This is a genomic window from Mesorhizobium sp. C277A (assembly GCF_040324395.1).
Classification (GTDB): Bacteria; Pseudomonadota; Alphaproteobacteria; order Rhizobiales; family Rhizobiaceae; genus Mesorhizobium.
Genome location: NZ_JAMYVW010000002.1, coordinates 3,758,214 through 3,783,687, shown reverse-complemented (window position 1 = coordinate 3,783,687; position 25,474 = coordinate 3,758,214). Strand labels below are relative to the sequence as shown.

19 protein-coding genes are annotated in these 25,474 nt (G+C 63.8%); 17 read left to right on the top strand and 2 right to left on the bottom strand.

Going from position 1 to position 25,474, the window contains the following annotated elements; genetic code table 11:
• Window positions 1-23: 23 nt before the first annotated feature.
• Together NKK52_RS18635 and NKK52_RS18630 are read left to right on the top strand one after the other, a co-directional pair.
• Window positions 24-2,345, top strand: coding sequence for a Tex family protein (locus NKK52_RS18635; protein WP_023683462.1), 2,322 nt, complete (start codon window positions 24-26; stop codon window positions 2,343-2,345).
• 49 nt (window positions 2,346-2,394) lie between these two features.
• Window positions 2,395-2,577 (top strand): hypothetical protein, encoded by a 183-nt coding sequence (locus NKK52_RS18630; protein ID WP_023671771.1) that lies wholly within the window; start codon window positions 2,395-2,397, stop codon window positions 2,575-2,577.
• Between the two features lie 11 nt (window positions 2,578-2,588).
• Here the strand turns inward: NKK52_RS18630 and NKK52_RS18625 are convergent, their stop codons facing one another.
• A complete protein-coding gene (locus NKK52_RS18625) occupies window positions 2,589-3,500 on the bottom strand; it encodes a LysR family transcriptional regulator (protein ID WP_286439811.1) in 912 nt (303 codons plus the stop codon).
• A gap of 106 nt (window positions 3,501-3,606) precedes the next feature.
• On the opposite strand from NKK52_RS18625, the gene NKK52_RS18620 reads away from it, so the two are divergent.
• The 11 genes from NKK52_RS18620 to amaB all read left to right on the top strand — a co-directional run bounded on the left by NKK52_RS18620 (window position 3,607) and on the right by amaB (window position 18,963).
• Window positions 3,607-4,803, top strand: coding sequence for an acyl-CoA dehydrogenase (locus NKK52_RS18620; RefSeq protein WP_023703957.1), 1,197 nt, complete (start codon window positions 3,607-3,609; stop codon window positions 4,801-4,803).
• Between the two features lie 248 nt (window positions 4,804-5,051).
• The gene (locus NKK52_RS18615) at window positions 5,052-8,411 is read left to right on the top strand and encodes a transglutaminase family protein (RefSeq protein WP_023683458.1); all 3,360 of its coding nucleotides are present in this window, start codon (window positions 5,052-5,054) and stop codon (window positions 8,409-8,411) included.
• A gap of 6 nt (window positions 8,412-8,417) precedes the next feature.
• Entirely contained in the window at window positions 8,418-10,829 is a 2,412-nt protein-coding gene (locus NKK52_RS18610) for a circularly permuted type 2 ATP-grasp protein (RefSeq protein ID WP_023683457.1), read from the top strand.
• A 1-nt stretch (window position 10,830) separates the two neighbouring features.
• Window positions 10,831-11,715, top strand: a complete 885-nt coding sequence (locus NKK52_RS18605; protein ID WP_023683456.1) for a transglutaminase family protein — start codon at window positions 10,831-10,833, stop codon at window positions 11,713-11,715.
• Window positions 11,716-11,816: 101 nt separating this feature from the next.
• Window positions 11,817-12,752: a glycosyltransferase family 2 protein gene (locus NKK52_RS18600; protein WP_023713997.1), complete on the top strand. Its 936-nt coding sequence runs from the start codon at window positions 11,817-11,819 to the stop codon at window positions 12,750-12,752.
• Window positions 12,745-13,623: a glycosyltransferase family 2 protein gene (locus NKK52_RS18595; RefSeq protein WP_023741010.1), complete on the top strand. Its 879-nt coding sequence runs from the start codon at window positions 12,745-12,747 to the stop codon at window positions 13,621-13,623. Before NKK52_RS18600 ends, NKK52_RS18595 begins: the two co-directional genes overlap by 8 nt.
• Entirely contained in the window at window positions 13,620-14,381 is a 762-nt protein-coding gene (locus NKK52_RS18590) for a hypothetical protein (RefSeq protein ID WP_023683453.1), read from the top strand. The genes NKK52_RS18595 and NKK52_RS18590 overlap by 4 nt, the downstream gene beginning before the upstream one ends.
• Before the next feature lie 63 nt (window positions 14,382-14,444).
• Window positions 14,445-15,545: a DNA topoisomerase IB gene (locus NKK52_RS18585; RefSeq protein WP_023683452.1), complete on the top strand. Its 1,101-nt coding sequence runs from the start codon at window positions 14,445-14,447 to the stop codon at window positions 15,543-15,545.
• Between the two features lie 82 nt (window positions 15,546-15,627).
• Entirely contained in the window at window positions 15,628-16,002 is a 375-nt protein-coding gene (locus NKK52_RS18580; protein ID WP_023671781.1) for a YciI family protein, read from the top strand.
• Window positions 15,999-17,273 carry an RNA polymerase sigma factor gene (locus NKK52_RS18575; protein WP_023683451.1) on the top strand — a complete coding sequence of 425 codons (1,275 nt, stop codon included), beginning with the start codon at window positions 15,999-16,001 and terminating at the stop codon, window positions 17,271-17,273. Before NKK52_RS18580 ends, NKK52_RS18575 begins: the two co-directional genes overlap by 4 nt.
• Window positions 17,274-17,448: 175 nt before the next feature.
• A complete protein-coding gene (gene amaB, locus NKK52_RS18570; protein WP_023671784.1) occupies window positions 17,449-18,963 on the top strand; it encodes an L-piperidine-6-carboxylate dehydrogenase in 1,515 nt (504 codons plus the stop codon).
• A gap of 207 nt (window positions 18,964-19,170) precedes the next feature.
• Here amaB and NKK52_RS18565 read toward each other — a convergent pair whose 3' ends face one another.
• A complete protein-coding gene (locus tag NKK52_RS18565) occupies window positions 19,171-20,040 on the bottom strand; it encodes a hypothetical protein (protein ID WP_023683449.1) in 870 nt (289 codons plus the stop codon).
• 627 nt (window positions 20,041-20,667) lie between these two features.
• On the opposite strand from NKK52_RS18565, the gene asnB reads away from it, so the two are divergent.
• From asnB to nadE, 4 genes are read left to right on the top strand one after another with little or no spacing between them, the layout of a single operon-like run.
• On the top strand, window positions 20,668-22,605 hold the full coding sequence (gene asnB / locus NKK52_RS18560; RefSeq protein ID WP_023725130.1) for an asparagine synthase (glutamine-hydrolyzing): 1,938 nt from the start codon (window positions 20,668-20,670) through the stop codon (window positions 22,603-22,605).
• Window positions 22,606-22,627: 22 nt separating this feature from the next.
• Window positions 22,628-22,891, top strand: coding sequence for an acyl carrier protein (locus tag NKK52_RS18555; protein ID WP_023671787.1), 264 nt, complete (start codon window positions 22,628-22,630; stop codon window positions 22,889-22,891).
• Between the two features lie 23 nt (window positions 22,892-22,914).
• Window positions 22,915-24,462 carry a class I adenylate-forming enzyme family protein gene (locus tag NKK52_RS18550; RefSeq protein ID WP_023683447.1) on the top strand — a complete coding sequence of 516 codons (1,548 nt, stop codon included), beginning with the start codon at window positions 22,915-22,917 and terminating at the stop codon, window positions 24,460-24,462.
• Window positions 24,459-25,463 carry an NAD(+) synthase gene (nadE, locus tag NKK52_RS18545; RefSeq protein ID WP_023683446.1) on the top strand — a complete coding sequence of 335 codons (1,005 nt, stop codon included), beginning with the start codon at window positions 24,459-24,461 and terminating at the stop codon, window positions 25,461-25,463. The genes NKK52_RS18550 and nadE overlap by 4 nt, the downstream gene beginning before the upstream one ends.
• Window positions 25,464-25,474 lie beyond the last annotated feature (11 nt).

The window sequence follows — 25,474 nt, the reverse complement described above, 5'->3', positions numbered from 1 at the left end:
CGCTCTTTGCGACAGGGACCAGCATGGCAGCAGACAGCAAACGCATCGCATCCATCATCGCGGCAGAGATCGGGGCGCGGTCGGAGCAGGCATCGGCAGCTATAGGGCTGCTCGATGAGGGCGCGACGGTGCCGTTCGTGGCGCGCTACCGCAAGGAGGTCACCGGCGGGCTCGACGACACGCAATTGCGCGACCTTGCCGAGCGGCTGGCCTATCTGCGCGAGCTCGATGCGCGGCGCGATACGATCCTTGGTTCGATTCGCGAGCAGGGCAAGCTGACCGACGAACTTGAGGCCAAAATTGTGGCTGCCGCCACCAAGGCTGAACTGGAAGACATCTACCTGCCCTACAAGCCCAAGCGCCGCACCAAGGCCGAGATCGCCCGGGAGCGCGGGCTGGGGCCATTGGCGGAGGCTATTTTGGCCAACCGGTCGTTGGTGCCCGCCGAGGCGGCGCTGGCTTATGTGACCGAGGATGTGGCCGACGCCAAGGCCGCACTGGAAGGCGCACGCGACATCCTGTCGGAACAGTTTGCGGAAAATGCCGATCTGGTCGGCAAATTGCGAACCTACATGAAGGAGCGCGCTTTCATGCGTGCCCGTGTCGTCGACGGTAAGCAGGAGGCCGGGGCGAAATTCTCCGACTATTTCGAGCATGTCGAGCGCTGGGCCAATGTTCCGAGCCACCGTGCGCTGGCCATGCTGCGCGGCCGCAACGAAGAGGTGTTGTCGCTCGACATCGAGGTCGATGCCGACGATGCCTCGCCGGTGAAGCCGGTCGAGCGGATGATCGCCAACGCCTACGCCATCGGCGGCAGCCTGCCGGGCGACCGCTGGCTGATGGAAGTCGCCGGCTGGACCTGGCGGATCAAGCTTTCGCTGCACCTGACGCTCGATTTGATGCGCGACCTGCGCGAGCGGGCGGAGGAAGAGGCGATCCATGTCTTTGCACGCAACCTCAAGGATTTGCTGCTGGCAGCGCCCGCCGGATCGCGGCCGACCATGGGGCTCGATCCCGGCATCCGCACCGGCGTCAAGGTCGCGGTGGTAGATGGCACCGGCAAGGTGCTGGCGACGACGACGGTCTATCCATTTCCGCCGCGGAACGATGTGCGCGGCACACAGGCGGAGCTCGCCAAGCTCATCCGCCTGCACAAGGTCGAGCTGATCTCGATCGGCAACGGCACCGGCAGCCGCGAGACTGAAAAGCTGGTCGCCGACATGCTGTCCGATATGCCTTCGGATGGCGGGCCGAAGCCGCTCAAGGTGATCGTCAGCGAAGCCGGCGCCTCGGTCTATTCGGCCTCGGCGACAGCGGCGGCTGAGTTTCCCGGGCTCGACGTGTCGCTGCGCGGTGCGGTGTCGATCGCCAGGCGCCTGCAGGACCCGCTCGCCGAACTGGTCAAGATCGAGCCAAAATCGATCGGCGTTGGCCAGTACCAGCATGATGTCGACCAGTACCGGCTTGGCCGCTCGCTGGAGGCGGTGGTGGAGGACGCGGTCAATGCCGTCGGCGTCGATCTCAACACTGCCTCGGCGCCGCTTTTGGCCCGCGTGTCAGGCCTGGGCGCGTCGCTTGCCGATGCCATTGTCGCGCATCGCGATGCGACCGGGCCGTTCGCCAGCCGCAAGGAGCTGCTCAAGGTAGCGCGGCTCGGACCGCGCGCGTTCGAACAGTCCGCAGGCTTCCTGCGCATTGCCAATGGCAGCGAGCCGCTCGACGCCTCGTCGGTCCATCCGGAAGCCTACGGCGTGGCCAAGAAGATCGTAGCCGTCTGCGGTCGCGATGTGCGCTCGCTGATGGGAGACAGTGCCGCGCTCAAGGCGCTCGATCCGCGCGTCTTCGTCGACGAACGGTTCGGCCTGCCGACGGTGCGCGACATCATTGCGGAGCTGGAAAAGCCCGGCCGCGACCCGCGCCCCGGCTTCAAGACGGCGACCTTTGCCGAGGGCGTCGACGATATCAAGGATCTGAAGCCCGGCATGCTTCTCGAAGGCACCGTCACCAATGTCGCGGCCTTCGGCGCCTTCGTCGATATCGGCGTGCACCAGGACGGGCTGGTGCATGTCTCGCAACTGGCCGATCGTTTCATCAAGGACGCGCATGAGGTGGTGAAGGCGGGCGATGTGGTGAAGGTGCGGGTCGTCGATGTCGACATCAAGCGCAAGCGCATCGCGCTGTCCATGCGCAAGGACGGCGGCGAGGGCGGGACGCCGAAGGGGCCGCGCGACAATGGCGGCGGCAAGCCGGCGCAACCTTCGCCGATGCCGCAGCGTCAGCCGGAAGGACCGGCACAGCAAGGCGCGTTTGGCGCAGCACTGGCCGATGCCTTGAAGCGGAAGTAGCCTCGAATGGTTCCTTGCAATCCCATCCTTGTGTGGAGATACGCGCGATATGGCAAGTTTCGAGAAAGTGAGTGTCCAAGAGTTGGGGCGTCTTTGGGACGAGGGCATGGCGAGTGGCAGTTCGGTCGATGGAGACCAGGCTTTCGCCCGGATCAAAAGCAAGCTCGATGCGAAAGTTGCCGAACGCAAGTCGCAAAAACGCTGCGCTTCCAGCCGGAAACCGAGTCGATGAAGCGGCAGTAGCTACCAGGCCAGAACGGCCGGTTCCTTCTCAACCTGGCCCAGCAGCCAGTCGCGAAAGCTGACGACGGGCGGGTGGCCGCGCTTGTCGTTCGGGACGACGAGGTAGTAGGCGCTGCGGCTTTGCATCGGCTGTCCCGGCGCCTGCACGAGCTGACCGCGCTGCAATTCGCCGGCGATAAGAACTTGCGGCAGGAGCGCGACGCCAAGCCCCGCCATGCAGGCTTGGGCAACGGTGCCGAATTGCTCGAACTGCATGCCGGGTCCGATCGGTGCGCTCAAGCCCTGTTCCTCGAACCATTCGCCCCAGGCCCCGGGACGCGTCGCCATGTGCAGCAGCGGCAGGCGGCTAATGTCGGCCGCCGTGGTGATATCGCGGCTGGCAAGGAAGTCTGGCGAGACCACCGGCATTACGGTCTCGCGCATCAGAAGCGTGGAGTCGGCGTCCGGCCAGTCGGGCTGGCCATGATGGATGGCGGCGTCGAGCCGCTCGCGGGCGAAGTCGAAGCGGCCGATGCGGGTGACAAAGTTGATGGTGATGTCAGGGTTTTCTGCGACGAAATCCGGGATCAGCGGCATCAGCCAGCGCGTGCCGAAGGTCGGCAGTATGGCGAGGTTCAGCATGCCGCTATGCCGATTGCTCATCAATCCGAGCGCCGCGTCGCGCAATTGCCCGAGTGCCGCCCGCACGGCTTCGGCATAGATTTCGCCCGCCGTGGACAGCCGAACATTGCGGCTGTCGCGCTCGAACAGCCGGCGGCCGAACTGTTCCTCCAGAAGGGCTATCTGGCGGCTGACGGCCCCTTGGGTCAAATCGAGTTCCTGGGCGGCAGCGGTGAAGGAGCCAAGGCGGGCCACGGCCTCGAAGGCGGCAAGGGCGCTGGTGCTGGGCAAAAGCCGGCGTTGGACGTTCATGATCCATTACTAAACCTCATTGATCGGTGATGCAATTTTGTTTGATTTTTCCGAAGCGAAGGCGGATAAGCCCGAGCACTTCAAGATTTTGGGAGAGAGCGAAGCCATGGCCGCCGACAAGAACGCGTTCGTTTGGGAAGACCCCTTCCTGATCGAGAACCAGCTTTCCGAGGATGAGCGCATGGTGCGCGATGGCGCGGCCGCCTTTGCCGCCGACAAGCTCGCGCCGCGCATCGAGGAGGCCTATCTCGAGGAAAAGACCGATGCCGGCATCTTTCGCGAGATGGGCGAGGCCGGCCTGCTCGGCATCACCATCCCTGAGGAATATGGCGGGCTCGGCGCCAATTACGTCACCTACGGGTTGGTGGCGCGCGAGGTCGAGCGGGTCGATTCCGGCTACCGGTCGATGATGTCCGTGCAGTCGTCGCTGGTGATGTATCCGATCCATGCCTATGGCTCGGAAGAACAGCGCAAGAATTTTCTGCCTAAGCTGGCCTCGGGCGAATGGATCGGCTGCTTCGGCCTGACCGAACCGGATGCGGGTTCCGATCCCGGCGGTATGAAGACGCGGGCCGAGAAGACCGCGAACGGCTACAGGATTTCCGGCTCGAAAATGTGGATATCCAACGCGCCGATCGCCGATGTGTTCGTGGTCTGGGCGAAGCTGAAGGGCGACAACGGCAAGGACGAAATCCGCGGTTTCGTGCTGGAGAAGGGCATGAAGGGGCTGTCGGCGCCGAAGATCGGCGGCAAGCTCAGCCTTAGGGCCTCGATCACCGGCGAGGTGGTGATGGAAGGCGTCGAAGTCGGCGAAGACGCGCTGCTGCCCAACGCCAGGGGCCTCGGCGGCCCATTCGGCTGCCTCAACCGGGCCCGCTACGGCATTTCCTGGGGCGCGATGGGCGCCGCCGAGGATTGCTGGCACCGGGCCCGGCAGTATGGACTCGACCGCAAGCAGTTCGGCAAGCCGCTCGCCGGCACGCAGCTGTTCCAGAAAAAGCTCGCCGACATGCAGACCGAGATTGCGCTCGGCTTGCAGGGCTCGCTGCGCGTCGGGCGGCTGATGGATGAAGGCAAGATGGCCCCGGAAATGATCTCGATCGTCAAGCGCAACAATTGCGGCAAGGCGCTCGACATCGCGCGCCAGGCCCGCGACATGCATGGCGGCAACGGCATCCAGATCGGCTACCACGTCATGCGCCACGCGCAGAACCTGGAGACGGTCAACACCTATGAAGGCACGCATGACGTGCATGCGCTGATTTTGGGACGGGCGCAGACGGGGATACAGGCGTTTTTCTAAGCTGTGCCGAATTCAAGTGAGGCCGGCCTGCAAATGGCCGATACCTGCGCTTCCGGTGCTCGCGTGCCAAAAGTACGCTCTGCTCCGGTTCTCGGTATCAGCCATTTTCGACTCGGCCTGACCTGAATCTCGACACAGCGTAGCCGGCTTCGGCTGCTTAATTTAGGTGCAGCGCAACATCTCTGCTTGGAGAATGGCCAATAGATGTGTCAGGGTTCGGCTGAAGAAACGCCGATCTCCGGGGCCCCATGGCAATACTGGCAGCCGTCTACCACCTGACCCATTACAAATATGACCGGCCGGTGGTTCTCGGGCCCCAGGTCATCAGGCTGCAGCCGGCACCGCATTCCCGCACCAAGGTGCTCAGCCATTCGCTGAAGGTCGGGCCGGCGAACCACTTCGTCAATCTGCAGCAGGACCCCTACGGCAATTTCCTGGCCCGCTTCGTCTTCCCGGAACCAGTGACGGAATTGAAGATCGAGGTCGATCTCGTCGCCGACATGACGGTCTACAATCCGTTCGATTTCTTCGTCGAGCCATCGGCCGAGACCTTCCCGTTCGAGTACCCCGAAGACATCAGGGACGATCTCGCCATCTACCGCACGCCGGAGCCGGCGGGGCCGCTGCTGTCGGCTTTCCTCGCAACCATCGACCGTAGCGCCACCAACACCGTCAATTTCGTCGTCGACCTCAATGCGCGGCTGCAGCGGGAGATCGCCTATATCGTGCGGATGGAAACCGGCGTGTTCTCGCCGGAGGAAACGCTGGCCGCGAAAAAGGGATCGTGCCGGGATTCGAGCTGGCTGCTGGTGCAAATTCTCAGGAATCTCGGCCTCGCCGCGCGTTTCGTCTCAGGCTATCTGATCCAGCTGAAGCCCGATCTGGTCGCGCTCGATGGCCCAGCCGGAACCGCCGTCGACTTCACCGACCTGCACGCCTGGTGCGAGGTCTATCTGCCGGGCGCCGGCTGGATCGGCTTCGATCCGACGTCGGGCCTGCTCACCGGCGAAAGCCATGTGCCGCTGGCGGCCACGCCGCATTTCCGCAACGCCGCACCCATTTCCGGCATGGCGAGCTTCGCCAATGTCGAATTCGGCTTCGACATGCGTGTCGACCGCATCGCCGAACATCCGCGCATCACCAAGCCATTCTCGGACGAAAGCTGGCAGGCGCTGGATGGGCTGGGCAACAAGGTCGACGCCGCACTTCAAGCGGGCGACGTCAGGCTGACCATGGGCGGCGAGCCGACCTTTGTCTCCATCGACGATTTCGAGTCCGCCGAGTGGAACACCGCCGCCGTCGGCCCGACCAAGCGCGAAAAGGCCGATGCGCTGATCCGTAAATTGCGCGAACGCTTCGCGCCGGGCGGCTTCCTCCACTACGGCCAGGGCAAATGGTATCCGGGCGAGAGCCTGCCGCGTTGGACCTTCTCGCTGTATTGGCGCACCGACGGCCAGCCGGTGTGGAGCGATCCGTCGCTGATCGCACACGAAAAGAGCGATGCGAAGGTCGGGCCGCAGCAGGCGGAAAACCTGCTGACGGCAATCGCCGGCGAACTCGGCATCGACAAGGCGATGGTCAGCGAGGCCTATGAGGACCCGGCCGAATGGCTGCTCAAGGAAGGCAAGCTGCCCGACAATGTCGATCCGTCCAACTCCAAGCTGGAAGACCCGGAAGAGCGCAGCCGCATGGCGAAAGTGTTCGAGCGCGGGCTGACCAGGCCGTCCGGCTACGTGCTGCCGGTGCAGCGCTGGAACAGCCAGGCTTCGGACCCGCGCTGGCGCTCGGAGAAGTGGAAGACACGGCGCGGGCGGCTGTTCCTGGTGCCGGGCGATTCCCCTGTCGGTTACCGCCTGCCGCTGGGCACGCTGCCCTATGTGCCGCCGGCGCAGTTCCCCTATATTGTGCCGGTCGATCCGTCGCTGCCGCGTGGACCGCTGCCGGCGCGGGAAGCCATACTGCCAGAACCGGCTCCGGCCGAACTGGAAGGCGCCGACGAGATGGCGCGGCGCCAGCAGGCGGTATCGTTCACTGCGACGACCGGCCAGCAAGACCGGGTGGAGCAGGAGATCACCGAGATCGGCGGCGCGGTGCGTACAGCACTTTCGGTCGAGCCGCGCGACGGGCGGCTTTGCGTGTTCATGCCGCCGGTCGAGGCGCTGGAAGATTATCTCGAACTGGTCGCAGCCGCAGAAAACGCGGCCAAGGCGATCCGCCTTCCCGTGCATATCGAAGGCTATGGACCGCCGCACGATCCGCGCCTCAACGTCATCAGGGTGGCACCCGATCCCGGCGTCATCGAGGTCAACATCCATCCGGCTGCCAACTGGCAGGACTGCGTGGCGACGACGACGGCGATCTACGAGGAAGCACGGCAGACGCGGCTTGGCGCCGACAAGTTCATGATCGATGGCCGCCACACCGGTACCGGCGGCGGCAACCATGTCGTCGTCGGCGGCGCGACGCCCAATGACAGCCCGTTCCTGCGCCGGCCCGATCTGTTGAAGAGCCTGGTGCTGCAATGGCAGCGGCGCCCGTCGCTGTCCTATCTATTCTCCGGCCTGTTCATCGGCCCGACCAGCCAGGCGCCGCGCTTCGACGAGGCGCGGCACGATTCGCTTTACGAACTCGAGATCGCGATGGCGCAGGTGCCGCATCCGGGCCAGGGCAACCCACCGCTGCCTTGGCTGGTCGACCGACTGTTCCGAAATCTGTTGACTGACGTCACCGGTAATACGCACCGCTCGGAAATCTGCATCGACAAGCTGTTTTCACCCGATGGCCCAACCGGCCGGCTTGGGCTTGTCGAGTTCCGCGGTTTCGAGATGCCGCCCAATGCGCGCATGTCGCTGGCGCAGCAATTGCTGGTACGCGCCATCATCGCCCGTGCGTGGAACAACCCGCTTGATGGCCGCTTCGTGCGCTGGGGCACCTCGCTCCATGACCGTTTCATGCTGCCGCATTATGTCTGGGCGGATTTCCTCGACATGCTCGACGACCTCAAGCTCAACGGTTTCGAATTCCGGCCGGAATGGTTCGATGCCCAGCTGGAGTTCCGCTTTCCGTTCTGCGGCGAAGTCCAGCATGCCGGCATCAAGCTGGAACTGCGGCAGGCGCTGGAGCCGTGGCATGTCATGGGCGAGCAAGGCGCAATCGGCGGCACTGTGCGTTTCGTCGACTCCTCGGTCGAACGGCTGCAGGTCAGGACCGAAGGCCTCAACCCGGAACGCCATGCCATTGTCTGCAATGGCCGAATCGTGCCGATGAAGGTCACCGACAATCGCGAGGTCGCGGTGGCCGGTGTGCGCTTCAAGGCCTGGCAGCCTTCGTCGGGCCTGCATCCGGCGCTGCCGGTCAACACGCCTTTGGTCTTCGACATTTACGACCGTTGGTCGGGGCGGGCGGTGGGCGGCTGCGTCTACCATGTCGCGCATCCAGGTGGGCGCAGCTACGACACTTTCCCGGTCAACGGCAATGAGGCCGAGGCGAGGCGTCTCGCCCGCTTCGAGCCGCGCGGCCATACGCCGTCGGCCTATGTGCTGCGCAATGAAGAAGCCTCTGAAGACTTCCCCATGACCCTTGACCTCAGGCGGCCAGCAAGACTCTGATCAGCGATGGCAAAGGGGAATCAGAAAAAGGTCCGCGGCAAGCCGCTGAGGCACAGTCTGCTGGAGCACTACCAGCCGATTGACGGCGTCGTCGACGAGATGGTCGATGCTTCGGGCCATCCGCGTCCGGCCTGGGCGCCCTTCATCGAGGCGCTGGAGGAGCTGGGTCCCGAAAAGCTCGGCCAGCGCTTTGCCCGCGCCGACCAGTATCTGCGCGATGCCGGGGTCTACTACCGCGTCTACGACAAGGCCGGCGCCAATGAGCGCGAATGGCCGTTGGCGCATATCCCGCTGCTGATCGAAGACAAGGAATGGGCAGGAATCAGCGCCGGTCTCGTCCAGCGGGCCGACCTTTTCGAGGAGATAGTCGCTGATATCTACGGGCCGAACCGGCTGATCGAGAAGGGAATCCTGCCGGCAGGCCTGATTGCGGCGAGCCCCGAATATTTGCGCCCCGTCGTCGGCACCATGCCGGCCAGCGGTCATTTCCTGCATTTTTGCGCCTTCGAGCTCGGCCGTGGGCCGGATGGAAGCTGGTGGGTGCTGGGCGACCGCACGCAGGCGCCGTCGGGCGCCGGCTTTGCGCTGGAAAACCGCGTCGCCACGACGCGGGCTTTGTCCGACATCTATGGCGAGATGCATGTGCATCGCCTGGCCGGTTTCTTCCGTCGCTTTCGCGATGCTCTGATCGGCATGGCGAAGGAGAATGACGGCCGCGTCGCCATTCTGACGCCGGGGCCGCTCAACGAGACTTATTATGAGCACGCCTATATCGCCCGCTATCTCGGCATCATGCTGCTCGAGGGCGAGGATCTGACCGTCTCCGGCGGCAAGCTGATGGTGCGCACGGTTTCCGGGCTGATGCCGATCAGCGTGCTGTGGCGGCGGCTCGATGCCGCCTTCGCCGATCCGCTGGAACTGCGGCCAGACTCGCATATCGGCACCCCGGGGCTGGTCGAGGCGATCCGCCGCGGCACCGTGTCGACGGTCAATGCGCTGGGTTCGGGCTTGATGGAAACCCGGGCGCTGCTCGCTTTCCTGCCGAAGATTTCGCGCGCATTGCGCGGCGAAGAACTTCTGTTGCCAAGCGTCGCCACCTGGTGGTGCGGGCAAGCAACCGAACGGGCCCATGTGCTTGCCAACATCGATCGCATGGTGATCGGTCCGGCGCTGTCGACGCGGCTGGCCTTCGAGGATGACGGCCAGACCAGGCTCGGTTCGGCACTGACGCCGGAGGAACGCATCGCGCTGATCGCGCGCATCGAGAGCGATGGCAGCGGTTTCGTCGGCCAGGAAGCGGTGACGCTGTCGACGACGCCGGTCTATGTCGGCGGCTGGCTGGAACCGCGACCGGCAAGCCTGCGCGTTTATCTGGCGCGCACGCCCGATGGCTGGACGGTAATGCCGGGCGGTTTCGCCCGTGTCGGCCTGTCGCTCGACCCGACAGCCATCGCCATGCAGCGCGGCGGCCAGGCGGCCGACGTCTGGGTGGTCAGCGACCGGTCGGTCGAGCGCGAGACGCTGCTGCCGCAGGAGCATGACAGCTTTGTCCGCACCATGCCGGGCAGCCTGCCCAGCCGCGCGGCGGAAAACCTGACCTGGCTCGGCCGCTATATCGAGCGCTCGGAGGATACGGTTCGCATCCTGCGCGCCTATCATGTGCGGCTGGCCGAGACGTCCGATCCTGACATGCTGCTGCTCGCCGATATCAGGGACTATCTCGAACCCTTCGGCGTCGATCTCGAAGCGGCCATTCCGCCCGGATTGATCGGCACGCTGGACAGCGCCGTCTACAGCGCCGGACAGATCCGCGACCGCTTTTCGCCCGATGGCTGGCTGGCGCTGAAGGACCTGTCGAAGACCATTCATCAGTTCGCCACCACGGTGGCGCCGGGTGACGACGCGACACGGGCGATGACGGTCATGCTGCGCAAGCTCGCCGGTTTCTCTGGCCTGTTGCACGAGAATATGTACCGTTTCACCGGCTGGCGTTTCCTCGAGATCGGCCGGCGGATCGAGCGCGGCATCCAGATCGCCCGTACGCTAGCCCGACTGACAAGGTCCGGTGCGCCGGACGGCTCGCTCGACATGATGCTGGAGATCGGCGACAGCGTCATGACCCACCGCCGGCAATATCCGGTGCGGGCCGGACGGCGCACGGTGATCGACCTCTTGGCGCTCGACCCACTCAACCCGCGCTCGATCCTGTTCCAGCTCGAACGGCTGAAGGCGGAGATCGGCCTGTTGCCCTCGGTTGGCCCGGAGGGGCATATGTCGGTCGCGGCCAAGGAAATCCTGCAGCTCAACACGGCAATTGCCGTCATGGAGCCATCGGAGATGTCGTCGGAGGTGCTGGACGATCTCGCAACTGAGATCGGCAACCTCTACAGCAGCCTGGCTAAAGCGTATTTCGGTTAACATGCTGTACGATATCAGGCTTCATCTCAGCTACGATTATGACGCCGCGGCCGGTGGCAGCCGGCATCAGGTGCGTGTATTGCCGCCGACCATTGCCGGCGTGCAGCGCGTGATCGCGGCCTCGCTTTCGTTTGTGCCGACCCCATCCGAGCGCACGGATTTTGCCGATTTCTTCGGCAACAATGTCACCGCGATCGCCTTTCGCGACGTCCATGACGGGCTCGACATCAGAATGAGCGCGCGCGTGTCGGTGTCACGGCCGGAGCCTGGGCTCGACGTGTCGCCCGATCTGCAGCGGCTGCGGGAAGAACTCGGCGCCGTACGGTCACTGGCGCCGGATGCACCGCATCACTTTCTCGCCGCCAGCGATCATGCCGGCATCGATGCGGCGATCACCGCCTATGCCCGCGACAGCGCCGGCGGCTCGACGGTCGGCATGGCCATCGATCTGTGCAACCGCATCCACCGCGACTTCACCTATGACGGGGAAGCGACCACGGTGCGTACCGGGGCCAGCGATGCCTTCCGTTTGAAGCGGGGCGTGTGCCAGGACTTCTCCCACATCATGATCGCCGGCCTGCGCGGGCTAGGTATTCCTGCGGGTTATGTCAGCGGCTTCCTGCGCACCATTCCCCCGAAAGGGAAGCCGCGGCTCGAAGGCGCCGATGCCATGCATGCCTGGGTCAAGGTGTGGTGTGGGCGCGATGCCGGCTGGCAGGAATTCGACCCGACCAATGGCATGCGGGCCAGCAACGACCACATCACCGTTGGCTATGGCCGCGACTATTCCGACGTGGCTCCGATCGTCGGCGTGCTGAAAACCACCGGCGGCCAGGTCGGCGACCAGGCCGTCGACGTCATCCCGGTCGCGCTCGAGAAGGCCTGACAGCCTCGAAGCACAGCTTCTCAACAACGGCCATGCCCGTTATGCTCGGTTGAAACTTCGGGGAGGATCGGTCGGCAGGCATGCTGATGCGGAGTTCGGTATTGACGGCAATCAGTGTCATCATCCCGGCGCACAATGCGGCGGCAACCATAGCGGCCACGCTGGCCTCGCTTCGTTCCGAAGCCGAGGTTATCGGCGAGGTGCTGCTGGTCGACGATTCCTCCTCGGACGGGACGGCAGAAGCCGCGCTGAATGCCGCCACGCAATTCTCGTTGCCGTTGCGCGTGCTCATGAGCAGTTGCCGGGACGCGGGCGGCTCCCGCAATGTGGCGCTGGCGCAGGCGCAATGCTCCTGGATCTACCTGATCGACGCCGACGACTTGCATCTGGAGGGCGGGCTGCGGTCGATGCTGGTCCGGGCGGGGGCGCAGCCGGCCGCCGACATGGTGATCGGCGCCTACCGTCGGCGCACCGATGGCGAGAACCGGAACCTCAAGCTTCCAGCCGGCTACATAGAAGATGGTATAGCCAATGCCTCGGCCTATCTGGAAGGTCACATTCGCTCGATCGCCGTGGGCAGTGCGCTGGTTTCCCGGCGCGTCGTCGGCGACACGCGCTTCCCGACCGGGCTTGCCTATGACGAGGACACGCTGTTCTGGTCCAGGCTGATGGGCAGGGCGTCGCTTGCCCTGATCGTGCATCCCGTCATGATCTACCACGTTTCGGCAGTGCGTTCCGATGATCGCTTCATCACCAGGCCGGTGCGCCGCTTTCTCGACTGGCGGCTGGCGCTGCGCGAGCTGACTGACTGTGGCATCCCACTGTCGTCGCTAAAAACCAGGGAGGGGCTGGTCGCCCTCAAGATCGCCAGGGTTCACTATGCGCGCGGCGATCTGGAGACGGCGGCGCGGTTCCTGAGGATCGCGGCGGCGGCGCCGAAGGTGCGGTCGAACACCTGGCGTTGCAGGCGCTACCAGCTGAAGCTGGCGCTGCGGCGCTGGTTTTCCTCTCCGCGCGTCCAGTTGCAACGTGCCTGAATCAGCCCCGCCGCAGCTTGCCGTCATTGTCATCGGCTATCGCGCGCCGGCTCAAATCGTCGAGGCGGTGACATCCCTGCTTGATCAGAATGCGCCGCTCGAGATCATGGTGGTCAACTCGGGCGGAGGCGAGGTCCTGGCGCTGCTGACCGGCGCCGGGGTCAAGGTGCCAGTGATCGAGGTCGGTCGAAGGCTGTTTGTCGGCGCAGCCCGCAATCTCGGCATTGCGGCCACCAAAGCGCCTTTCGTTGCCTTTCTTGCCGATGATTGCCTCGCCTGTTCGGGCTGGGCCGAGGCACGGATGCAGCGGCATCTGGCTGGCGACCGCGCCGTGGCGAGCGCGATGGTGAATAGCCATCCGCGCAATCTGATCGCCTGTGCGGCTCATCTGATCATGTTCATGCGACGGCTTCCCGGTCTGCCGTCGGATCGTGCGCTGCGTTACGGCGTGTCGTTCGATCGGCGGCTGTTCGATGAATATGGCTTGTTCGATGAAACCATGCCTGCTGCCGAAGACACCGAATTCCTGGGGCGGCTGCCGCAGGAACTGCAGCCGGTCTGGGAGCCTAAGGTGCAAACCGTTCATCGCAACGAAACCCGGCTGTCCAGATTGCTTGCCGATCAGTACAGGCGCGGCTGTCGCCGCGGCGATTACCTCGCAGCGTCCGCCCTGAACACTCCGTTTCGGTGTTTTCGCGACACGTTTCGCGATCGGCGGAATGCCCGCAAGCTGGCGAAGATCGGGCTTTCCGATCGGGATCGAACTTTCGCGATGATGTCGATGCCAATTGTCTGGCTTGCCCTGCTGGTCAAATCCGTGGGTGTCTATATTGGCGTGCGAAATCGCGTGAAAGCGGCAACAAGAAAATGATAACGAGCCAAATCAAGCCTCGACGCTGGCGACGGAGCCGACTGTTCTGGACGCGCCAGAGAACGGTCGCAGTTTTCAGCTATCGTTATGACGCGCATCTGGTTGCCGATCTGATCACCAATATCGATCCGGTCGTTGACGGCTGGATTGCCTATGACGATCGCGGGGCGACCGGCGTGTTCAGCAGCGAGCCGCAGCGGCGGCGGATCTTGCTCGTCGCAGCGCATGAAGCTGCCGCCGACTGGATCCTGGCTATTGATCCCGATGAGCGGCTGGAACGCGGTACCGCGGAGCGGATCGGACAGCTGACGGGGGATTACAGGCGCATGGCCTGGGGGTTCCGGCTCCGCGAATTGTATTCGCCGACCGAGTACCGGGTCGACGGGCTGTGGGCCGAAAAGTTCCAGTATCGTCTGTTCAGAGCCTACGATCCGGCGAAGTACCGACCAGAGGACCTGCACGGGCTCTGGTATCCTCCCGATCTTGGTTTCAAGGCCCGCAACAGCGGGCTCAACCTCTATCATTTAAAGATGATGGAGCCGAAGCGGCGGATCGCCCGCCGCAATCTCTACCACCACCTTGATCCAAAGGGGCTCCTGCAGGATGTGGGCTATGACTACCTTGCCGATGAGGCAGGGGCCGTGTTCGAACAGATTCCGCCCGGGCGCGACTACCATCCGCCTCACGTCGACGATGGCGGCCTCTGGATGGCCGTGCCGGCTGGTGCCACCATTGGTGGACCCGACCACATTCCATAGCAACGGGGTGGAACCAGCAGTCGGCTTAGCGCTTATCTACGAGAAAAATTTCGTGGAGCGGGCATGCTTGACAAATCTGGGACGCCATCCGGCCGGTCGGCTGCCGGACGGGGGGACGATGGAGCGCCGAAGAACGGCGCGCAGACCGCTGCCGAACAGGCCTCGCTCACCTATATCAGCGACAGCGAGCCGGGGATCCGGCGCCTGAAGGCGGGCGAAGGCTTTTCCTACAAGGGCGCGAAAGGACAGGCCGTCGGCGCGGCAGCCATTGCCCGCATCAAGGCGCTGGCCATTCCGCCGGCATGGACGGATGTGTGGATCTCGCCCGATCCCGCCGGCCACATCCAGGCGACCGGCCGCGACCAGCGCGGGCGCAAACAGTACCGCTACCATCCGCTGTGGGCCGCCGAGCGCGACGGCGCCAAATACTCCAGCCTTGTCGCCTTTGCCGAAAGCCTGCCGGAGCTGCGCCGCCGGATCGATGCCGATCTGCGCCGCCGTGGCCTGCCGGCCGAGCGCGTCGTGGCGGCAATTGTCTGGCTGCTCGACAACACGATGATCCGGGTCGGCAATGCCGCCTATGCCCGCGACAACAAGAGCTTTGGGCTGACGACGCTACGCGACCGCCACGTCGACATCAAGGGATCGAGCCTGCGCTTTGCCTTCAAGGGCAAGTCCGGCAAGGAATGGAAATTGAAGCTGGTCGACCGCCGCATCGCCCGGGTCGTGCGCGGCGCGCAGGATATTCCGGGGCAGCAACTGTTCCAATATCTCGACGAGGATGGCGAGAGGCATGGAGTGCGCTCCGACGATGTCAACCGCTATATCCGCGACGCGATCGGCGCCAATTTCAGCTCCAAGCATTTCCGCACCTGGGGCGGCACCATCCATGCCGCGTCGCTGTTTGCGCGGACGGAGCTTCCCGAAAGCCAGGCGCAGACCAAGCGTGTAATGAACGCCGTCATCGACAAGGTGGCCGAGCGGCTCGGCAACACACGCGCCGTCTGCCGCAAATGCTACATCCATCCACAGGTTTTCGAAGCCTGGGTGGAAGGGCGGCTGCTTAGCGAAATGACCGAGGCCAACAAGCGCAAGCGATCGATAGACGGTCTCGATGATGAAGAGGCTCTTGTGCTGAGATGGTTGAAGGCAAGCGAAGGCTGACAAAAATGGCGTAACTTTTTTGTCGACGCCATGTCGGCATAGGCCCTACTGTTTCGTCCTTTGAGACAGAAAAGGACGTCCCATGCTCTACGCTATCCTCTGCTATGCCTCCGAAGATGTCGTCTCCTCCTGGAGCAAGGCACAGGATGACGAGGTCATGGCAAAGCTCATGCATGTGCAGGAAAAATACGCTCAAGCCGGCCGGCTTGGGCCGGTGGCGCGGCTTTTGCCCACCACCGCCGCGACGACGCTGCGCAAGGTCAAGGGCGAATCGGTCGTCATCGACGGCCCGTTTGCCGAGACCAAGGAACAGTTCCTCGGCTTCTACACGCTGGAATGCGCCGATCTCGACGAAGCCGTCGACTTCGCGCGCGAGCTTTCCGAGGTCAATCCCAGCGGCGGATCCTATGAGATCCGACCGGTTTCCGTCTTCAACCCAACCAGAGTAGCCACATGACAGACCTCGCCTGGATAAGCTCGGCGATCAGCGCTGCCCGCCCGCAGGCTATGGGTGCGCTGCTGCGCTATTTCCGCAATCTCGATACGGCGGAGGAAGCTTTCCAGGACGCGTGCCTGAGGGCACTCAAGAACTGGCCGCAGAACGGGCCGCCGCGCGATCCTGCGGCCTGGCTGATCTTTGTCGGCCGCAACACCGGCATCGACGCGGTGCGCAAGCGCGCCAAGCAGGCGCCGATGCCGGAAGAGGACCAGATCTCGGACCTGGAAGATGCCGAGAGCGATATCGCCGAACGGCTGGACGGCGCGCACTACCGCGATGACATATTGCGGCTCTTGTTCATCTGCTGCCATCCGGATCTGCCGCCTACGCAGCAGATCGCGGTGGCGCTGCGCATCGTCTCCGGTCTCACCGTCAAGCAGATCGCGCGTGCGTTCCTGGTCGGCGAAAGCGCCATGGAACAGCGCATCACGCGCGCCAAGGCGCGCATTGCCGATGCCGGCGTGCCGTTCGAGACGCCCGGCGCGGTCGAGCGCTCGGAGCGGCTCGGCGCCGTTGCCGCCATGGTCTATCTGATCTTCAACGAAGGTTATTCCACCAACAGCGGCGAGGCGCCGGCGCGTGCGCCGCTTTGCGAGGAGGCGATCCGGCTGGCGCGCCTGTTGCTGCGGCTGTTCCAGACCGAGCCGGAGATCATGGGCCTGACGGCATTGCTTTTGCTGCAGCATGCGCGCGCGCCGGCCCGCTTCGACGAGAATGGCGAGATCGTGCTGCTCGACGACCAGGACCGCTCGCTGTGGAGCCGCAAGATGATCGACGAAGGCCTGGCGCTGGTCGACAAGGCCCTGCGCCACCAGAAGCCCGGACCCTACCAGGTGCAGGCGGCGATCGCCGCCCTTCATGCGCGGGCGGCAACCCCCGAGGAGACCGACTGGACAGAGATCGACCTGCTCTACAGCCTGCTGGAGGCGATGCAACCTTCGCCGGTGGTGACGCTGAACCGTGCGGTTGCGGTCGCCAAGGTGCGCGGGCCGGAAGCTGCCCTTGCCATGATCGAGCCGCTTGGCGAGAGGCTGTCCGGCTATTTCCACTTCTTCGGCCTCAAGGGCGGTCTGTTGATGCAGCTCGGCCGTGGCGAAGAGGCGCGTGTCGCCTTCGATCGCGCCATTGCGTTGGCCAACACGGCAGCGGAAGCCGCCCATATCCGCATGCATATCGACCGGCTGATGCGAGACGGAGCCGTGAAGGCGCCGGCGAAGACAGCGCACTAAACCTGTTCCTCCTGTGGCTCAATCGTGCAATCCCGGCTTGGACCATGCCGGGGTGGCGATTTTCCCCTGAAACGAGTAATGGCACGCCATGACAGCGCCTGCGGCATGCGGGCGATAATGGCGCCAAGGCTCGACCGCCGCCCTATGATGGCGAGCGGATCTGAAAGGGATGAAAATGACGATAGCGAAGGAAACGGCCGAACTTCTGGCGAAACTGGGTGTGGCCAAGGACGCGCTGACCGGCGGCGACCTCGTCGTGCGCAGCCCGGTGACGGGTGAACAGATCGCGGCGCTGAAGACGATTTCGCCGGCCGATGCGGCCAAGACCATCGATGCCGCGCACACGGCGTTCCAGGCCTGGCGGATGGTGCCGGGTCCCCGGCGCGGCGAACTGGTGCGGCTGCTCGGCGAGGAGTTGCGCGCGCACAAAACCGAGCTTGGCCGGCTGGTGTCGATCGAGGTCGGCAAGATCCCGTCGGAAGGCCTCGGCGAAGTCCAGGAAATGATCGACATCTGCGATTTCGCCGTCGGCCTTTCCCGCCAGCTCTACGGTCTGACCATCGCCACCGAGCGTCCGGGACATCGCATGATGGAGACCTGGCATCCGCTCGGCGTCGTCGGCGTCATTTCGGCCTTCAACTTCCCGGTCGCGGTGTGGTCGTGGAACGCGGCGCTGGCGCTGGTCTGCGGCGATGCCGTGGTGTGGAAGCCCTCGGAAAAGACGCCGCTGACGGCGCTCGCCTGCGAGGCGATTTTTGCCGGCGCGGTCAAGCGCTTCGGCGCGGATGCGCCGCAGGGCCTGGCACCGGTGCTGATTGGCGACCGCTCCGTCGGCGAGATCCTGGTCGACCACCCGAAGGTGGCGCTGGTTTCGGCCACCGGCTCGACCCGCATGGGCCGGGATGTCGGCCCGCGTCTGGCCAAGCGCTTTGCCCGCGCCGTGCTCGAACTCGGCGGCAACAATGCCGGCATCGTCTGCCCGACCGCCGATCTCGACATGGCGCTGCGCGCCATCGCCTTTGGCGCCATGGGCACCGCCGGCCAGCGCTGCACGACGCTGCGGCGCCTGTTCGTGCATGACAGCGTCTATGACGCGCTGCTGCCGCGGCTGAAGAAGGCCTATGAGAGCGTCTCGGTCGGCAATCCGCTGGAGACGTCTTCGCTCGTCGGGCCGCTGATCGACAAGGCGGCCTTCGACGCCATGCAGAAGGCGCTCAAGGAAGCCACCGCTCACGGTGGCAAGCTGACCGGCGGTTCGCGGGTCGAGAATGGCCATCCCGATGCCTATTACGTGCATCCGGCGCTGGTCGAAATGCCGAAGCAGGTGGCTCCCGTCACCGAAGAAACCTTCGCGCCGATCCTCTACGTGATGAAATATTCCGATTTCGATGCCGTGCTCGACGAGCACAATGCGGTCGGCGCCGGACTGTCGTCGTCGATCTTCACCCGCGACCTGCAGGAATCCGAGCGCTTCCTCGGCGTCGATGGTTCGGATTGCGGCATCGCCAACGTCAACATCGGCACGTCGGGCGCCGAGATCGGCGGCGCGTTCGGCGGCGAGAAGGAAACCGGCGGCGGGCGCGAGAGCGGCTCCGATGCCTGGAAGGCCTATATGCGCCGCGCCACCAACACGGTGAACTATTCCAAGGCGCTGCCGCTGGCGCAGGGCGTGTCATTCGACATCGATTGAGATGCTGCGCCCGGCTTTTGACCAGTTGATCCACCCGAACCCGTCGGGCGGATCGCTGCCGCTCGCGCGGATCGTTCCGCTTTAAGGCTTCGCCCCCGCTGTCCAGATGTCCGTATCCCGACGGCGGAAAGGCCACCTCGGCCATGCGCCCGGACGGGTCCTCGCGGTCGGCACGATCGGCTGCGCAACAGCGTCTGCGCCGAACGTTCAGCCAGCGTGCGGCGACGCCGGTCGGCAGGCTTCGAACGCGGCATCGATGACGGCAAGTTTGGCGGCCTGCACGGTCATGTATTCCTGGTAGAAGCTGTTCGAGACCCACATTACGGAATGCCCGCGCCGGCCCAGCCAGCCGACGCTGCCGAGCTTTTCGGCGTCGCGCAATTTGCGCGCAAGATGGGTGCGCGAGAGTTTTAGCCAACTGGCGAATTCGCCGATCGAAACCACGCTGGTCGGGATCCGGTCGAGGGCGGCATTGTCGGGATCGATGCCGGACATCAGCCAATCCATGACGATGCCGCCATTGTTGAGCCAGATGAACAGCGAAAACGTCTGCTTGGGCTCACGCACAGGGTTGGAGGAGAGCAGGCCTTCCGCCACCATCGGCTGCAGCCTGGCAATCATGCCGTGCTGCTCGAGAAACGCGGCGAGGCGGTTGCCGCTGTCGAGACCGTCGAGCGTGCGCAGATGCGCAACCACCCAGCCATCGAATTCCTTCAGCGTCGCTGCCGTCACCTGAAAGGGATGGGCTCGTCCATCACCGGTGTGCGGCAGGTATTCGATGATGTGATAGTGCAGCATCTCCTTGATGAAGGCTTCAGCCGTGTTGCGGCTGGCGACGGAATAGTGAAGCACTGCATCGATGAAGCGGGCCAGTGTCAGTTCCGTGCGGGGATCGCGCGGGTCGCGGGCGAAATGCAGGGCTAGGCCGGTGTGAGCCAGCAGCCAGCGCTGTTGCGTGGCGAATACGGCGGCCAAGCGTGGGCTCGTTTCATAGATATGCAGCAGCGCCTTCGACTGCGCCTCGACATGACGGTGCAGCGCCGGATGGCCGGCAATATATTCGAAATTCAGCGCCATCCTCCTCGTCCTCCGGCCAGCCCCCCGGCAGCGAAGACGTGCAATCACATTTCCAGCCTTAGCCGCCCGCGTCCAGCCATGCCAACCCGGACAAAAGGCCTAGAGCGATCAACCGTTCCACAGACACGTTGAAACCCCCGTCATCTCTTGATTTCGAGGCAAATTGCTTGAGAAGCGCCGCGCGCTTCTGCAGAGAAAACCGTGTCACACTTTTTTGGAAACGCTCTGGTCCGTTCGCGCCTAGGGCGTGTCGGAAAACGCTAAGCCATTGCAACCGTTGAAAAACCTACCGCAATAATAGTCAGCCCGGCAGCCTGCGGTTGAATTTGCCTCAAGATCGCAGCACGTTGCGCGCGGTCCGTTTGTATCCAGGGCGGTTCGCCACGTTGGAGCGCCTGGGCTATCGTTCCGGCTATTACGGCCGCACGCCCTGGAAGGGCTCGGCCTCAAAATCGTTTTCCACACACGCAACGCGAGGTGATGGAGAGCCATCGTGTCCTAGCCACGGGAGACCACATCGTGGCAAACTTCTTGTTAACCACATGCTCGGTGAAATTATCGGATTAACCTCAGATGCCACTATCGAGGTTATGTTCCGTACCTTAGCGTTCAATATGAGTTCAAGGGATGTGTGGATTCGGGGGTTATTTCGGGTCAATCCGGGATGCGGAAGCTTTGCTCACGCACATGGTAGCCGCAATTGCCCATCGTGGGCCGGATGAGCAAGGGAAATTCGTAGCACCCGATGCCGGGCTCGGGCATGCGCGGCTGTCGGTGATCGGCATCGGAGACGGCCAGCAACCGATGTCCGACGAGGCCGGCAATTTGACGATTGCGTTCAACGGCGAGATTTTCAACTACATAGAACTGCGCGAAGGGCTGATCGCCAAGGGCCGACACTTTCGGACGTCGAGCGACACAGAGGTCATCCTTCAGCTCTATGAGGAGATGGGCGAACACTGCTTGTCTCTCCTGAACGGTGATTTCGCCTTGGCGATATGGGACAATCGGCAGCGACGAATGGTGCTTGCACGAGACCGGATGGGTGTCCGGCCGCTCTTCTACACAAGTAAGGACGGGGTGCTTTACTTTGCCTCGGAGATCAAAGCTCTGTTGAAGGTCCCGGGCGTCTCCGCTGAAATTGATCCGATTGCGCTGGATCAGATCTTTACGCTGTGGGCGCCGATCGCTCCGCGCACGGCGTTCCGCAATATCCACGAGTTGGAACCGGCAAGTGTGATGATCGCGACGCAGGGGCAGGTCACGGTCAGACGGTACTGGCACCTGGACTATCCGCATCGTGATGAGCCGTCGAAGATCACGAACGAGGACCACGCGGCAGAGGAATTGCAAGCCCTTCTGACCGATGCGGTGAGGCTTCGCATGCGGGCCGACGTGCCGGTCGGTTCCTATCTTTCCGGAGGGCTCGATTCGTCGCTCGTTTCGGCGCTTGCCGCCGGCATGACTCCTCGGAGACTGGAGACATTTTCCGTAACCTTCGACAGCGCCGAGCATGACGAAAGCGCCTTTCAGACCGAAATGGCCTCGGCGCTCGGCACGCGCCACCACGCCATAGAATGCGGCGCCCGCGATATCGCCAGCGTCTTTCCTGACGTCATCCGCTTTGCCGAGCGGCCGATCATCCGCACGGCGCCAGCGCCACTCTACAAATTGTCCGCCCTGGTTCGCCAGGCCGGCCTGAAGGTGGTGCTGACGGGTGAAGGCGCCGACGAGGTCTTCGCCGGTTACGACGTCTTCAAGGAGGCGCGTGTCCGCCGGTTCTGCGGGCGGCAGCCCACATCGCGCATAAGGCCGCAGCTGTTCCGCCGGCTTTACCCGTATCTGCCGGGCCTGCAACAGCAATCGGTGGAGTATCTGGCTGCCTTCTTCGGCACCAGCAACGCTGCCCTCGACGATCCGCTGTTCTCGCATCGGCCACGCTTCAAGACCACGGCGGCGGCGAAAATCTTCTTTTCCGGCGACCTGCGCGCGACGTTGAAGGGTTATGACGCAGCTGAAGAGCTGACCAGCCGCCTACCCGAGGCGTTTTCCCTATGGCATCCGCTGCATCAGGCGCAATATCTCGAAACCCGCTTCCTCCTGCCCGGCTACATCCTCTCCAGCCAAGGCGATCGGATGGCCATGGCGCACGGCATCGAAGGGCGGTTTCCTTTCCTGGATCATCGCGTGGTAGAGTTCGCGGCAAGACTTCCGCCGGAGATGAAACTGAAAGGCTTGATGGAGAAGCACATATTGCGCAAGGTGGCCAGGCACCACCTTCCGGCGGCGATCGGTAAACGCACCAAGCAACCTTACCGCGCCCCGGAGGCCCGCTCCTTCGTCGGGGCGGAGGAACTAGACTATGTTCGTGACTGCCTGGGCGAGGCGAGCATTACCGCCGGCGGCCTGTTCAACGCCAAGGCGGTGGCCAAGCTCCACGAGAAATGCCGCATTGAGACCGCGACCGGATTTCGCGACAACGCCGCCTTCGTCGGCATTCTGTCGACGCAGCTGTGGCAGAAGAATTTCGCCGGCCAAGCGGCCGGCGCGGCAAGAGCGGCCTGAGACGGCGAGGAAAAGGAAAGACATGATGACGGCAATCAAGGACAGGGTCAGAAGCTTTATCGTCGACAACTTCCTGTTCGGCGACACCTCCTACAAACTGTCGGATTCAGCCTCGCTGATCGAGAACGACATTATCGACTCGACTGCGGTACTTGAGCTGGTGGCCTTCATCGAGGACAATTTCGGCATCGCGATGGTGGATGCCGACATCGTTCCGGCCAACCTGGACTCGCTTGACCGCATCTCGTCCTTCATCGAGGCGAGAGCACAAACGCTGGCAGCGTAAGCGCCAACGGCGAGGAACGTCCCGTGCGGATCGAGCATTTTCTGGTGGCGAAGGCTGCTGCCCACCCGGCCAAGACGGCATTGGTCACCAAGGGCAAAAGGCTGAGCTACGAAGAACTCGACGACCTTTCGAGCCGGCTGGCCACCGCTCTCTTCATGAATGGGATCAGGCGCGACGACCGCGTTCTGATCTTCATGGACAATTGCTGGGAGGCCGCCGTATCGATCTTTGCCGCACTCAAGGCAGGTGCGACCTTCAGTCCGATCAACCCCTCCACAAAGGCCGACAAGCTCGGTTACGTCATCGCCGATTGCGACGCCAGGGCGGTCCTGACGCAGGCGAAGCTGATGCCCGTGGTCACCGAAGCCTGCGCATCGCAAGGCAAGCCCGGCATCTTCGTGGCTTCCACCCCTGGGGCCGACGGGCAATGCCCGGCAGGGGCCGCGTCCCTGACTGACTGCCTGACGTTCGATGGCGCGGAGGTAAACCATCGCGGCATCGACGTCGACCTTGCGATGCTGATCTACACGTCAGGTTCGACCGGCCGGCCCAAGGGTGTGATGATGACGCATCGCAATTGCGACGCCGCCGCGGGGTCGATCGCCACCTATCTGCGCAACGCGCCGGACGACATCATCCTGAACGTCCTCCCGCTTGCCTTCGACTATGGCCTCTACCAGTTGCTGATGGCAGTCAGGCTCGGGGCCACGCTGGTGCTCGAGAAGTCCTTCGCCTTCCCGCACGAGATCTTCGAACGCATCCGCAAAGAGGGCGTCACCGGCCTTCCGCTGGTGCCTACCATGGCGGCGATGATCCTGCAGATGCGTGATCTGGCGCCGGGTTTCCTGCCCAGCCTCCGCTATATTTCCAACACCGCGGCCGCCTTGCCGCCAGCCCACATAGAACGCCTGCGCTCGCTGCTGCCCGGCGTCCGGATCTATTCGATGTATGGGCTGACCGAATGCAAGCGCTGCACCTATTTGCCACCCGAGGAACTTGACCGCCGGCCAGGGTCGGTCGGCATAGCCATCCCCAACACGGAAGCCTTTGTCGTCGACGACCTTGGACAACGCGTGCCGGCGGGCGTGGCAGGTGAGCTAGTCATCCGCGGTCCGCACGTCATGCAGGGCTATTGGCGCAACAAGGCCGCGACGGAACGAGCGCTCCGGCCGGGGCCTAACCCTTGGGAAAAGGTGCTCTATACGGGCGACCTGTTCCAGACCGACGAGGACGGCTTTCTCTATTTTGTCGGGCGTAAGGACGACATCATCAAGACGCGTGGCGAGAAGGTCGCCCCCAAGGAAGTGGAGGCCGTGCTCCACGCCCATCCAGGTATCGCGGAAGCGGTGGTCGTCGGCGTGCCGGATCCGGTGCTGGGGCATGCGATTGGCGCGCTCGTCGTGCGGTCCGATCCGGCGCTTGGCGGAAAGGACATCATTCGTCACTGCGCGCGCCACCTGGAGGATTTCATGGTCCCCAAAATCATAGAGTTCCGGAGCGAATTACCGAAGACGGAGTCGGGCAAGGTCAGCCGCCGGCTCGCGGCTGAGATGATGGAGGCCGAGCAATGAACATCGGCTCAACCCAGGATGCGCCGGCCTTCACGCAAGCCCTCGCCATCGATCCCGCCGCCGAAACGGACAGGATCGTGGCGGCCCTGCGCGAGCAGTTGCGCGGCATTCGCAAGCGCGGACTCGTGCTCGGTCTTTCGGGCGGTGTAGATTCCAGCGTTTCGGCTGCATTGGCCGCGCGGGCCGTCGGCCACCAGAATGTGCTGTGCGTCCTCATGCCGGAAAGCGATTCCGACCCCGAAAGCCTGCGGCTCGGCCATCTGGTCGCCGACACTTTCGGCGTCGAGGCCGTTGTGGAGGATATCGGGCCGACCCTGCGGGCAATGGGCTGCTATGAACGCCGCGACGCCTTCATCCGCGAATTGGTCCCGGACTATGGCAACGGCTGGGCCTCGAAGATCGTGATCGCGAACGTGCTCGAAGGCGAGGGCTACAACATCTCGTCGCTGGTGGTGCAGGACCCGCAAGGCAAGCAGACGAAATTGCGGATGCCGGTGGCTGTCTATCTCGGCATCGTTGCCGCCACCAACATGAAGCAGCGCACCCGCAAGCAGCTCGAATATTATCATGCCGACCGGCTGAACTTCGCCGTGCTCGGCACACCGAACCGGCTGGAATACGACCAGGGGTTCTTCGTCAAGAACGGCGACGGCGCCGCCGACGTCAAGCCGATCGCGCATCTCTACAAGACGCAGGTCTATGCGCTAGCCGCCTATCTCGGCATTCCGGAAGAGGTCCGCAACCGGCCGCCGACCACCGACACCTACTCGCTGGTGCAGACGCAGGAAGAATTCTACTTCTCCCTGCCTTACGATCGGATGGATCTGTGTCTCTACGGCCTCAACAACGGCGTGTCCGCCGAGGTGGTAGGGCAAGCGGCGGGATTGGCCGCCTCACAGATCGAACGCGTCTGGGCCGACATCGCCGCCAAGCGAAAGGCGACGCGCTATCTGCACCTGCGCCCGCAGCTTGTTGACGGCGTGGACGAAGTCGGCTCCTGACCTGATGCATT

Excerpts from the sequence above, each read along its gene's own strand:
- NKK52_RS18635 (WP_023683462.1), top strand. The coding sequence starts at position 24 with ATGGCAGCAGACAGCAAACGCATCGCATCCATCATCGCGGCAGAGATC.
- NKK52_RS18630 (WP_023671771.1), top strand. The coding sequence starts at position 2,395 with ATGGCAAGTTTCGAGAAAGTGAGTGTCCAAGAGTTGGGGCGTCTTTGG.
- NKK52_RS18625 (WP_286439811.1), bottom strand. The coding sequence starts at position 3,500 with ATGAACGTCCAACGCCGGCTTTTGCCCAGCACCAGCGCCCTTGCCGCC.
- NKK52_RS18620 (WP_023703957.1), top strand. The coding sequence starts at position 3,607 with ATGGCCGCCGACAAGAACGCGTTCGTTTGGGAAGACCCCTTCCTGATC.
- NKK52_RS18615 (WP_023683458.1), top strand. The coding sequence starts at position 5,052 with ATGGCAATACTGGCAGCCGTCTACCACCTGACCCATTACAAATATGAC.
- NKK52_RS18610 (WP_023683457.1), top strand. The coding sequence starts at position 8,418 with ATGGCAAAGGGGAATCAGAAAAAGGTCCGCGGCAAGCCGCTGAGGCAC.
- NKK52_RS18605 (WP_023683456.1), top strand. The coding sequence starts at position 10,831 with ATGCTGTACGATATCAGGCTTCATCTCAGCTACGATTATGACGCCGCG.
- NKK52_RS18590 (WP_023683453.1), top strand. The coding sequence starts at position 13,620 with ATGATAACGAGCCAAATCAAGCCTCGACGCTGGCGACGGAGCCGACTG.
- NKK52_RS18585 (WP_023683452.1), top strand. The coding sequence starts at position 14,445 with ATGCTTGACAAATCTGGGACGCCATCCGGCCGGTCGGCTGCCGGACGG.
- NKK52_RS18580 (WP_023671781.1), top strand. The coding sequence starts at position 15,628 with ATGCTCTACGCTATCCTCTGCTATGCCTCCGAAGATGTCGTCTCCTCC.
- NKK52_RS18575 (WP_023683451.1), top strand. The coding sequence starts at position 15,999 with ATGACAGACCTCGCCTGGATAAGCTCGGCGATCAGCGCTGCCCGCCCG.
- amaB (WP_023671784.1), top strand. The coding sequence starts at position 17,449 with ATGACGATAGCGAAGGAAACGGCCGAACTTCTGGCGAAACTGGGTGTG.
- NKK52_RS18565 (WP_023683449.1), bottom strand. The coding sequence starts at position 20,040 with ATGGCGCTGAATTTCGAATATATTGCCGGCCATCCGGCGCTGCACCGT.
- asnB (WP_023725130.1), top strand. The coding sequence starts at position 20,668 with ATGTGTGGATTCGGGGGTTATTTCGGGTCAATCCGGGATGCGGAAGCT.
- NKK52_RS18555 (WP_023671787.1), top strand. The coding sequence starts at position 22,628 with ATGATGACGGCAATCAAGGACAGGGTCAGAAGCTTTATCGTCGACAAC.
- nadE (WP_023683446.1), top strand. The coding sequence starts at position 24,459 with ATGAACATCGGCTCAACCCAGGATGCGCCGGCCTTCACGCAAGCCCTC.